The sequence below is a fragment of the Synechococcus sp. BA-124 BA4 genome (genome assembly GCF_034931165.1).
Genome location: NZ_JAYGIA010000010.1, coordinates 17,628 through 28,735, shown reverse-complemented (window position 1 = coordinate 28,735; position 11,108 = coordinate 17,628). Strand labels below are relative to the sequence as shown.

Genomic DNA, 11,108 nt, shown 5'->3' with positions numbered 1-11,108 from the left:
GCCGAAGGCCTTGCCGAAGGTGCCGCTCACCAGGCTCACCCCCGCCAGACCCCAGGCCAGGCCGCGGCCACCGGGGCCCAGCAGCCCGAGGGCGTGGGCTTCATCCACCAGCAGCAGGGCGCCGAACTCCCTGCAGGTTGCGGCGATGCCGGCCAGGTCGGGGCTGGTGCCCTCCATGCTGAACAGGCTTTCGCTCACCACCAGCTGACGCCGGTCGGGCTCGCTGCGGGCTCCGCGCTCCAGCAGACGGCGCAGGTCGGAGCGATCGTTGTGACGAAAGCGGCGCAGCCTGGCGCCGCTGGCCTGGATCCCCACCAGCAGGGAGTGGTGGATCAGCCGGTCGGCGATCACCTCGCTGTGGCGGTCGGCCAGGGCCAGCACCGCGGCCAGATTGGCCTGAAAGCCGCTGGGGAAGAGCAGGACCCGCTCGCGACCCAGCCACTGGGCCAGGGCCGCCTCGAGCCGGACGTGAGAGGGGCGCGTGCCGCTCACCAGCCGTGATCCGCCGGAGCCCACCCCTTCGCTCCCGATGGCGGCCATGGCCGCCGCCTTCAGGCTGGGGTGGGCGCTCAGCCCGAGGTAGTCGTTGCTGGCGAGATCAAGCAGGGGCCTTCGGAGTGGGCCGGCATCGACGGGCAGGAGGGTGGCGGCGGGGCCGGGGCGAAATGTGCGCAGCCTTCGCCGACGCTGCTCGGGCACCCCCGCGAGGGCCTGCTGAATCGAATCGAGCGGATCACGGGCCACGCGGAAGGCACCGCCAGGGCAGTTGCACTTCAACCACTCTGCTCGCTGGGCAGCCCATAAGATTGGGTGATGCAAACCGCCGGTTCCAACGCTCCTCCTGATCCGGCGGCGGTTCCAGCGGCGGTTCCAGCATCCTTGGCCGAGAGCTACAGGCCTGAGGCGGTGAAGGATCTGTCTTTGGGCTCCAGCAAGGATCTGGCTGTGGTCCCCAGTGAGGTGCCCCCCCTCGATCAGCTCTTCCCGTTCCCCCTCGATCCCTTCCAGCTGGAGGCGATCGACGCCCTCAACCAGGGCCATTCCGTGGTGGTGAGCGCCCCCACCGGCTCCGGCAAGACCCTGGTGGGCGAGTACGCCATCCACCGGGCCCTGGCCCATGGCCAGAAGGTGTTCTACACCACGCCGCTGAAGGCCCTCTCCAACCAGAAGCTGCGCGATTTCCGCGAGCAGTTCGGGGCTGATCAGGTGGGGCTGATGACCGGAGACCTGAGCGTGAACCGCGAAGCGCCGATCGTGGTGATGACGACCGAGATCTTCCGCAACATGCTCTACGCGGAGGTGGACCGGGGAGACGATCCCCTCGCTGATGTGGAGGCGGTGGTGCTCGATGAGTGCCACTACATGAACGACTCCCAGCGGGGCACGGTCTGGGAGGAATCGATCATCCACTGCCCGCCGCCGGTGCAGCTGGTGGCCCTCTCGGCCACGGTGGCCAACGCCGGGCAGCTCACCGACTGGATCGAGCGGGTGCATGGCCCCACCACGCTGGTGGTCAGCGATCACCGGCCGGTGCCGCTGGCCTTCAGTTTCTGCAGCGCCAAGGGACTGCACCCGCTGCTCAACGAGCAGGGCACGGGTCTGCACCCCAACTGCAAGGTGTGGCGGGCGCCGAAGGGGGAGAGGCGCAAGGGCAGGAGCCCGAAACCACCCCAGCCGGAGGCGGCGCCACTGCCCTTCGTGGTGGCCCAGATGGCCGAGCGCGACATGCTGCCGGCGATCTACTTCATCTTCAGCCGCCGCGCCTGCGACAAGGCGGTGCGCGACCTGGGCCGTGTCTGTCTGGTGAGCGAGGCGGAGCAGGCCCTGATCGTGGCCCGGCTCGATGCCTTCGTGGCCGCCACCCCGGAAGCGGTGCGCGAGGGGGGCCACGCCGAGGCTCTCACCCGCGGCATCGCCGCCCACCATGCCGGCGTCCTGCCGGCCTGGAAGGAACTGATCGAGGAGCTGTTTCAGCAGGGGTTGATCAAGGTGGTCTTCGCCACCGAGACCCTGGCCGCCGGCATCAACATGCCCGCGCGCACCACGGTGATCTCGGCTCTCTCGAAGCGCACCGAGCGGGGTCACCGGCCGCTGATGGGCAGCGAGTTCCTGCAGATGGCCGGCCGGGCCGGCCGGCGCGGCCTTGATGTGCAGGGCTATGTGGTCACGGTGCAGAGCCGTTTCGAGGGGGTGCGCGAGGCGGGACAGCTGGCCACCAGTCCAGCCGATCCGCTGGTGAGCCAGTTCACCCCCAGTTACGGCATGGTGCTGAACCTCCTGCAGCGCTACGACCTGGCCAAGGCCAAACAGCTGGTGAAGCGCAGCTTCGGGCGCTATCTGGCCACTCTGGATCTGGTGGAGGACGAATCCAGCATCGCCTCCCTGCGCGCCCAGCTGGCCCAGCTGGCGGGTCCCACCGCCGACATCCCCTGGGATGACTTCGAGGCCTACGAGAAGCAGCGGGAGCGGCTGCGGGAGGAGCGGCGCATCCAGCGAATCCTGCAGCAGCAGGCTGAGGAAACCCTGGCCCATGAACTCACCCTGGCGCTGCAGTTCGCCAGTGAGGGCACTCTGGTGAGCCTGAAGGCCCCCCCGCTGCGGGGCCGGGTGACCCCGGCGGTGATCGTGGCCAAGCAGAAGGGCTCCGGCCAGTTCCCGCTGCTGCTCTGCCTCACCGATGAGAACGTCTGGATCCTGGTGCCCTGCCATGGGGTGGTGAGCCTCCATGCCGAGCTGAGCTGCCTGCAGGTGGACTCGATCGCGGCACCCCACCTGGAGCATGCCGGGGAGATTCGCCATGGCGACAACGCCAGCGGTGGTCTGGCCCTGGCGGTGGCTTCGATGGCCCGCCGCCATGACATGCACACCCCCCAGTACGACCTGGCGGGGGAGGTGCGCAGCCAGGCGGAGCTGGTGCAGCGGCTGGAGGAGGAGCTCGAGCAGCATCCCGCCCACCGCTGGGGCGACCGGCGCCAGCTCAAGAAGCAGCGGCGGCGGATGGAGGAACTGAGCGAGGAGATCGAGGAGCGCCAGAGGCTGCTGCACCACCGCGCCAACCGCCACTGGGACACCTTCCTGGCCCTGATTGAGATCCTGCGGGCCTTCGGTGCGCTGGCCGGAGCCGATGGCCTGGAGCCCACCGAGGTGGGCCGCACCGTGGCCGCCCTGCGCGGCGACAACGAGCTCTGGCTGGGTCTGGCCCTGATGAGCGGCCACCTTGATGAACTCAACCCGGCGGAACTGGCGGCGGTGTTCGAGGCGATCAGCACCGAAGTGAACCGCCCCGACCTCTGGAGCGGTTTTCCTCCGCCGCCGCGGGCGGAGGAGGCCCTCCACGATCTGAGCGGCCTGCGCCGGGAACTGCTGCGCCACCAGGAGCGGGCCCATGTGGTGGTGCCGGCCTGGTGGGAGCCCGAGCTGATGGGGCTGGTCCATGCCTGGGCCCGCGGCAGCAGCTGGAACGACGTGATCGCCAACACCTCCCTCGATGAAGGCGACGTCGTGCGCATTCTGCGCCGCACCGTCGATCTGCTGGCCCAGGTGCCCTACGCCGAAGCGATCAGTGAGCAGCTGCGGACCACCGCCCGCAAGGCACTCCAGGCGATCAACCGCTTTCCGGTGTCGGAATTTCTTGATCTGCGCGCCGAAGCGGCCCCCGTCTTACCGCCGCCCGTTCCTGCCACTCCGGCCACGGCCCGCCCAGCAGCACCCCAAACGGCCTGATCAGGGTGCCCTTGCGGTGCCATCAGCCGTCAGCCACCAGCACAGCGGGAGTGCAGATCCAGCAGGTTCAGATCCCAACCCGCTCCCAGATCACATCCAGCTGGGCGCGGTGCAGATCGCAGGAGAAACACGCTTCGAGCTGATCAGCGTTGAGCCGTGAGTTCACCTCGGGGTCGGCGGCCAGGTTGGCCCGGAAGTCGCCCCCCTCGCGGTTCCAGGCGTCGTGGGCGTGGCGCTGCACGATCCGGTAGGCATCTTCCCTGCTGAGGCCGCTCTCCACGAGGGCCAGCAGCACCCGCTGGCTGAACACCACCCCGCCATAGACATTCAGGTTGCGGCTCATGTTCTCGGGATACACCCCGAGACCCTTCACCACCGCCGTCATCTCCCGCAGCATGAAATGCAGGGTGCAGGAGCAATCGGGCAGCATCATCCGCTCCACAGAGCTGTGGCTGATGTCGCGCTCGTGCCAGAGGGCCACGTTCTCCAGGGCGGCGATCGTGTAGCTGCGCAGCACCCGCGCCAGGCCGCTGATCCGCTCGCTGCGAATGGGGTTGCGCTTGTGGGGCATCGCCGAGCTGCCCTTCTGCCCCTTGGCGAAGTTCTCCTCCACCTCCAGCACATCGGTGCGTTGCAGATTGCGGATCTCAGTGGAGAACCGCTCCAGGGAGGTGCCTACCAGCGCCAGGGTCTGCACGTACTCCGCATGGCGGTCACGGCCGATCACCTGGGTGCTGGCGGTGTCAGGTTCCAGGCCCAGGCTGGCGCAGGTGAGGGCTTCCACCTCGGGGTCGGTGTTGGCGTAGGTGCCCATGGCCCCGCTGATCTGACCCACAGCCACCACCTGGGCCAGCCGCTCCAGTCGCTCCCGGTTCCGCTCTGTTTCGGCCAGCCAGCCCGCCACCTTGAAGCCGAAGGTGATCGGTTCGCCGTGGATCGCATGGGAGCGACCGATCATCACCGTGTCCTTGTGCTCCGTGGCCAGGGTCCTCAGCGCGGTGGCCAGCTGATCGAGCTCGACCCGCAGCGCCGCCACCGACGCCTTGAGCTGCAGGGCCAGGCCCGTGTCGAGCACATCGGAGCTGGTCATGCCCACGTGGATGTAGCGGCCCGCATTGCCCACGTGCTCATTCACGTTGGTGAGGAAGGCGATCACGTCATGGCGGACCTCCGCCTCGATCTCCAGGATGCGGGGCACCTCGAAGCGGGCCCGCGCCCGGATCTCAGCCATGGCGTCCTGAGGCACCCGTCCCAGCTGGCAATTGGCGTCGCAGGCGGCGATCTCCACATCAAGCCAGCTCTGGAATTTGGCCTCTTCGCTCCAGATGCGGCCCATCTCGGGCAGGGTGTAACGCTCGATCAAGGCCAGCGCGTGGCAACGTCCTGGTCAATCTATGGGTCGACCCCAACGGGATCCCGATGGCAGGCAAGCAGCGGCTCGATCAGCATCTGGTGGCGCTGGGCCTGGCAGCAAGCCGTCAGCAGGCGCAGCAGCTGATCCGTGCCGGACGGGTGCGCAGCGGCGACCGGGTGCTCGACAAGCCCGGCCAGGAGGTGGCCCCGGATCTGCGGCCCGAGGTGGAGCACCCGCCCCGCTTCGTCTCCCGTGGCGGTGAGAAGCTGGTGGCGGCCCTGGAGGCCTTCCCCCTGCAGGTGCCGGGGCGCGTCTGCCTCGATGGCGGCATCTCCACCGGCGGCTTCAGCGACTGCCTGCTCCAGCACGGCGCCGAGCGGGTGTATGGCATCGATGTGGGCTACGGCCAGACCGCCTGGAGCCTGCGCACCGACCCTCGGGTGGTGCTGCGCGAGCGCACCAACCTGCGCCGCCTCACTCCCGAGCAGCTCTATGGCGCTGAGGATCCCTGGCCAGACCTGGCGGTCGCCGACGTCTCGTTCATCTCCCTGGCCCTGGTGCTGCCGGCTCTGCGAGCCCTGCTTCAGCCCGGCTGGGCCGAGGCCGTGCTTCTGGTGAAACCCCAGTTCGAGGTGGGTCGCGAGCGGGTCGGCAAAGGCGGCGTGGTGCGTGACCCGGTCGCCCATGCCGAGGCCATCACGGCGGTGATCGTCGCCGCGGCCCCGCTTGGCCTCTGGGCCTGGGGCCTGATCGCCTCACCGCTCACAGGTCCCGCCGGCAACCACGAATATCTGCTCTGGCTGCGTTCGGATCCTGCACCGGCGGATGCCCTGGTGACGGACGACTTGATCCGCGCCCTGGTGAGACGCACCCTCACGACTGGCTGACCACCATCAAGCGGTCCGAAATAAAAAGCCGGAGACCCCAAGGGATCCCCGGCAGGACCGTGCTGAAGCGGTGGCTGGTCGCCGAGTCAGATCGCGGTGCTGTCGCGGTCGCCTGTGCGGATGCGGATGACCGTGCCCACGGAGCTGATGAAGATCTTGCCGTCGCCGATCTCGCCCGTGCGGGCTGCATCCTGGATGGCGGTCACCACGGTGTCGACCCGGTCGTCGTCGACCACCACTTCGAGCTTGAGTTTCTGCAGGAATTCCACGGTGAATTCAGAACCCCGGTAGCGCTCCACCTGGCCCTTCTGCCTGCCGAAGCCGCGCACTTCACTCACCGTCATGCCAACGATGCCGGCATTCACCAGAGCCACCTTGACATCTTCCAGCTTGAACGGACGAATGATGGCCTCAACTTTTTTCATGGAGTCTCCAATGGTTCGGATCAAGTCTCTCAGGAGGGATCGCTGAGAGGGAGGGAAAGGTTGGGGATTCGGTTGACCCGGAGCCCCGCGGACAGGGCATCCTGACAAAGCCGATCGGCGGAGCTTGGACTCACCTGAACTCTGCCGGTGGCCAGGTGGGACCACACGGCATCGTCGAAGTGGGTCTGTAGCCAGACCATCCCCAGGGCCGACTGGGGCTTGAGGCGAAAACCGCCATGACTGCTGGCGAGGAGGAGGTCCATAAGGAGCCCAGCGCACTGCGGCCATTAGGCCTGAGTGCGCTGGGCTCCGGCGTAGCTGTTGCTACTCGCCATCCGGCGGGCGAGAGTCAGGCCGCCTGCAGATCGCGCTGGGCCTGCTGCCGGCGGTGGTGATAGCTGTGCCCGCGGTAGTGAAGTTCGAGGCTTTCGTCCACGGGCTGGGGCTCATGCTTCAGCGGCATGCGGTAGTGAACGCCTCGGTACACATGCTCCACCGGCTCGACGCTGAGGAGCACCTGGTGCTGGTGGGTGTCGTAGGGGACACCCCGGTAGACAAGTTGGTCCTGGGTCATGACTGAAGTCTCGAAGGGATGGAGCACACCGTCCCCGCAGGTGCGGTGCCGAGTCGTGGGAAGGAGCGTTGCTTCGCCTGGCGTGGGGCTACTTCCGACAGGAGGGCTGAAGGGCCCTCCCAAAGATGTCCAACGTTTTGTCCTTCAGGCCATTTCTAGCGAATCGCACTGTTCAGAGCGAACAAAATCATCCTCTGCTTCAGTATTCTTCATGAAAAGGCCGTTCCTACGATCGGTTTCCCGTCGTCTCCCGTTCGTTCACCGCTGATGTCCTTCCCTGCCAGCTCCAGCACGGCCAGCTCAGGCTCCGCCTCCAGCGCCACCTCAGCCGTGGATGTCCAGGAGGAGACCGTCCGCCCGCGCTATGGCGAGCGACTGATCAGCGAGGAGGCCCCGCTGATCTGCTTCGACAATCCCCGCCGCGGCCGTGCCTATGAGGTGTCGATCGAGCTGCCGGAGTTCACCTGCAAGTGCCCGTTCTCCGGCTATCCCGACTTCGCCGTGCTGCGCCTCATCTACCAGCCCGGCCCGAGTGTGCTCGAACTCAAGGCCCTCAAGCTCTACGTGAACAGCTGGCGCGACCGCAGCATCTCCCACGAGGAGGTGGCCAACCGCATCCTCGATGATCTTGTGGCCGCCGCCGCGCCGGTCTGGATGCAGCTGGAGGCCGACTTCAATCCCCGTGGCAACGTGCACACGGTGATCCGGGTCAGCCATGGTCAGCGGCAGCCCTGCTGAGCTCAGCCCCCGCCCTCAGGTGCTCCAGCAGCAGCGGCAGTTCGTTGGCCAGCGCCGTGAGGTTGCGATTGCAGAGCCCGCCCACATGCAGCTGGCCCTGGTCGTCATCGGCGATGGCCCAGAGCTGACGGGTGGCGATCAGGCTCAGGCCCCCGCCCAGCAGGGCAATGGCAAAACCGCCGTACACCAGCGGGACTCCCGGATCCCGCTTCAGCAGCAGCCCGCTGGCTGGCATCACCTCCACCACCTTCAGCGGTAGACCGGCGATCTCCAGGGCCTCGCCCCCGGGGGTGATCCGGCCGATCAGCTGGGCCTGGGCCGAGTAAACATCGATCGGGCCCAGCTCACTGCCCAGGGCCAGCAGCACCGGTTCGGATCCGTCCGGCCTGGTGGGCAGGGCCAGGCCCCACACCTGGTCCCCAAGCTCAGGGAGGCTGCGCAACGGCAGCTGCAGCAGAGGGCTGCGCCCCAGTTGCACGGTGATCGCCGCCAGGGCCCAGTCGGCCTGATAGACGGTCATCCCACGGAAGCGCAGGGGATGGTTGACGCTGATCTCGCTGCGCCGCAGGGGCTCTCCTTCGGCATCGAGCAGGCGCAGCTCGGAGCGGAACTGCTCCGGCCGCCCGGCGGGATCGCGCTCGATCCGAAACGCGTCGACCGCCAGGGTCATCTGGTTCTCACCGCGCTGGTTGAGCAGTTGCAGGTCGTGGCCGGGGGCCAGGAAGCGCTCCAGCCGTTGTCCGGCCAGGGCCCCCCAGGACGCCCCCACCATCAGCACCACCAGGCCGGCATGGACCAGCAGCGGCCCCACCCGGCCGAGAATCCCGCGTCTGGCGGCCAGTCGATCACTCTGGGTCCTGAGCTGCCAGCGCTGGCTCTTCAGCACCTGGGCGAGGGTGTCGAGGTCGGCGCGGGGCTGGGCTGTTGGCAGCGATTCGGCCAGGCTCAGCTTGCTCAGCTGACGGGGGGAGCGGTAGTCGATCCAGCGCAGGGCCGTCTGCAGGGCGGGCCACTGGCGCCGCCAGCTGCAGAGCACCAGCGAGAGCCCCAGCCAGGCCAGCAGGGCCAGGAACCAGGTGCTTGCATAGACGTGGTCCAGCTCCAGCTTCAGGATCCAGTCGCCATCCAGCAGCCCCAGCCAGGGGCGGGCGTCGTAGGCCTGGTGGTACACCTCGGCCGTGTCCTGCTGGGGAATGATCGTGCCCAGGCCACTGGCCAGGGCGATCACCAGAAGCAGTCCGATGGCCAGCCGCAGATCCGAGATCCAGGCGGCCAGGCGGCTGAGGACCTTCATGGCAGCTGGGCCAGCAGGGTCAGCCCGCCGCTGGCCAGCAGCACCACGCCACTGATCGGCGGGATCCAGCGGCTGCCCTCCCGCAGGGCCAGCAGTCGGGGCATGGCCGCAGCCGCCGTGCCCGCCAGCATCAGGGGAATCACCTGGCCCGCGCCGAAACAGGTGAGCAGCAGCATGCCCACCATGGGCTGTCCCTGCTGGGCGATCCAGGCAAGCAGCACCGCCAGCACCGGCGTGGTGCAGGGACTGGCCGCCAGGCCAAAGGCGGCACCGGCCGCCAGAGGGCCCAGAGGCGCTGGCACCCGCTGCCGCCACAGCTCGGGATCGGGACCGGCAGGCAGGGGCAGCCGCACAAGACCCAGAAGGTTCAGACCCATCACCACCGCCAGCAGGGCCACCACGGTGGGCACCACCCCGGGCACCTGGCCGTAGAGCCGCCCGAGCAGAGAGGTGGTCCCCCCCAGCAGCACGAGGGCTGCCACGATTCCTGCGGCGAAACTGAGGCTGCGCTGCCAGGCCCGCCCAGGCGCCTCCTGGCTGGAGAAGCCGGCCATGTAGGCCACAGTGATCGGCAGCAGCGAGAGTGAACAGGGGCCCAGACTGGTGAGCAGACCAGCGCTGAACACCACCGTGAAGGTCAGCGGCCCAGGCGATGAGAGGGAGCGCTGAAGCAGCTGCTCGCTCCAGAGGGCGAGATCCGAGAGGGGCAGGCCTGTCATCCGGAAGGGTGACTCAGCCTATCGGGGCAGGGTTGGGGCTGGACCCGTCACCTGGGGTCGATCGGTTGCGCTGGGGACGGCTCTCCCAGCCGCGGGATTCCAGCGAGCAGCGGATCAGCAGGCCGGCTGTGAGCAGGCTGGCCAGCAGGGAGTTGCCTCCGTAGCTGATCATCGGCAACGGCAGGCCCGTGGTGGGCATCGAGCCACTGGCCACGGCGATGTTGAGGATCGACTGTCCCACCAGCAGGGTGGTGGCTCCGATGGCCACCAGCCGTTGCTGATTGCTGCGGCAACCCAGAGCCACCCGCAGCCCCACGAAACCGAACAGCATCAGGAACAGCAACAGCACCACAGAGCCCACGTACCCGAACTCCTCGGCGAAGACCGCGAAGATGAAATCGGTCGACTGGATCGGCAGGTACTGCAGCTTCTGGGTCGAGAGGCCGTATCCCTCGCCCAGCACCCCACCGGACCCGATCGCCAGCAGGCTCTGCACCAGCTGGTAGCCGTCACCCTGGGCGTCGCGCCAGGGGTTGAGGAAGGAGACCACCCGTAACCGCTGGTACTCGTTCACCATGATGCTGGCGATGCCCAGGGCTCCTCCGGCCGCCGCCGTGCCCAGCAGCGAGAGCAGGGGCAGACCGGCCGCCAGGGCCATGAACCAGAGCAGCAATCCTGTGAGAGCGGCGGTGCTGAGGTTGGGCTGCTTGAGGATCAGCAGCAGCAGGATGGCAAAGGTGCCCAGCCAGAGCATTTTCTGATCCAGGCCGATGCGCTTCCAGTGGGCGAACAGGGAAGCCCCCTGCAAGACCACAAAGGGTTTCACCAGCTCGGAGGGCTGGATCTGGATCGGTCCGATCACCAGCCAGCGGCTGGCCCCATTGACCGTGCTGCCGGCCACCAGGGTGAAGGCAATCAGGGCCCCCCCGATCAGCACCGCCGGGCCGGCAAGCCGCAGCCAGCGCCGCAGGGAGGTGCGCATCGCCAGCCAGAGCAGTCCCCAGCTGGCGACCAGCCAGATGGCCTGGCGTTTGATGTAGAAGGCAGCATCCCCGTTCTCACGGGCGGCAACCCACCAGCTGGCCGAGCCGAGAATCAGCAGTCCGGCCACGCACCAGATCGCCACCATCACCAGCAGCAGCCTGGCTTCCGCGGGCCACTGGGACCAGATCAGGGCCGGGGGAGACTGGCTGGGCTCCGCCACGCTCAGCTGGTTGCGCGATCGAGAGTTGGCTTGGCTCCTGGGGCGTCGGGTCATGATGGCCGGCAAGGACTTGCGCCAGCGGCGCAGTTCCCCATTCAGCCGTGGCGGCAGCCTCGGGGGAAGGGGGTAGGGACAAAAAAAAGCCCGGCCATAGCCGGGCTGTGCAGAATTGACCAGTCAGGAGTGAGAG

General features: G+C 67.9%; 10 protein-coding genes. 3 read left to right on the top strand and 7 right to left on the bottom strand.

From position 1 onward, the window contains the following. A partial coding sequence (locus tag VB734_RS01950; protein WP_323242887.1) for an aminotransferase class I/II-fold pyridoxal phosphate-dependent enzyme occupies positions 1-744 on the bottom strand: 744 nt, incomplete at its 3' end. A 69-nt stretch (positions 745-813) separates the two neighbouring features. Here VB734_RS01950 and VB734_RS01945 point away from each other — a divergent pair. Further along, positions 814-3,723: a DEAD/DEAH box helicase gene (locus VB734_RS01945; RefSeq protein WP_322781801.1), complete on the top strand. Its 2,910-nt coding sequence runs from the start codon at positions 814-816 to the stop codon at positions 3,721-3,723. A 67-nt stretch (positions 3,724-3,790) separates the two neighbouring features. Here VB734_RS01945 and purB read toward each other — a convergent pair whose 3' ends face one another. Further along, positions 3,791-5,086 (bottom strand): adenylosuccinate lyase, encoded by a 1,296-nt coding sequence (gene purB / locus VB734_RS01940; RefSeq protein WP_322781800.1) that lies wholly within the window; start codon positions 5,084-5,086, stop codon positions 3,791-3,793. 56 nt (positions 5,087-5,142) lie between these two features. Here purB and VB734_RS01935 point away from each other — a divergent pair, with 56 nt between their 5' ends. Next, the gene (locus VB734_RS01935; RefSeq protein ID WP_322781799.1) at positions 5,143-5,964 is read left to right on the top strand and encodes a TlyA family RNA methyltransferase; all 822 of its coding nucleotides are present in this window, start codon (positions 5,143-5,145) and stop codon (positions 5,962-5,964) included. Between the two features lie 86 nt (positions 5,965-6,050). On the opposite strand, the gene VB734_RS01930 is transcribed toward VB734_RS01935, so the two are convergent. Both VB734_RS01930 and VB734_RS01925 read right to left on the bottom strand, forming a co-directional pair. After that, positions 6,051-6,389, bottom strand: a complete 339-nt coding sequence (locus tag VB734_RS01930) for a P-II family nitrogen regulator (RefSeq protein ID WP_006171995.1) — start codon at positions 6,387-6,389, stop codon at positions 6,051-6,053. 349 nt (positions 6,390-6,738) lie between these two features. Next, positions 6,739-6,963 carry a DUF4278 domain-containing protein gene (locus VB734_RS01925; protein ID WP_197162616.1) on the bottom strand — a complete coding sequence of 75 codons (225 nt, stop codon included), beginning with the start codon at positions 6,961-6,963 and terminating at the stop codon, positions 6,739-6,741. Positions 6,964-7,230: 267 nt separating this feature from the next. Between VB734_RS01925 and queF the strand changes: the two genes are divergently transcribed. After that, the gene (queF, locus tag VB734_RS01920) at positions 7,231-7,701 is read left to right on the top strand and encodes a preQ(1) synthase (RefSeq protein ID WP_231594615.1); all 471 of its coding nucleotides are present in this window, start codon (positions 7,231-7,233) and stop codon (positions 7,699-7,701) included. Here the strand turns inward: queF and VB734_RS01915 are convergent. From VB734_RS01915 to VB734_RS01905, 3 genes are read right to left on the bottom strand one after another with little or no spacing between them, the layout of a single operon-like run. Next, positions 7,673-8,995: a cytochrome c biogenesis protein ResB gene (locus tag VB734_RS01915; protein ID WP_197162618.1), complete on the bottom strand. Its 1,323-nt coding sequence runs from the start codon at positions 8,993-8,995 to the stop codon at positions 7,673-7,675. The two genes, queF and VB734_RS01915, sit on opposite strands and share 29 nt — an antisense overlap. After that, positions 8,992-9,714 carry a cytochrome c biogenesis CcdA family protein gene (locus VB734_RS01910; RefSeq protein WP_197162620.1) on the bottom strand — a complete coding sequence of 241 codons (723 nt, stop codon included), beginning with the start codon at positions 9,712-9,714 and terminating at the stop codon, positions 8,992-8,994. The genes VB734_RS01915 and VB734_RS01910 overlap by 4 nt, the downstream gene beginning before the upstream one ends. Positions 9,715-9,727: 13 nt before the next feature. Then, the gene (locus tag VB734_RS01905; RefSeq protein ID WP_322781798.1) at positions 9,728-10,972 is read right to left on the bottom strand and encodes a putative peptidoglycan glycosyltransferase FtsW; all 1,245 of its coding nucleotides are present in this window, start codon (positions 10,970-10,972) and stop codon (positions 9,728-9,730) included. Positions 10,973-11,108 lie beyond the last annotated feature (136 nt).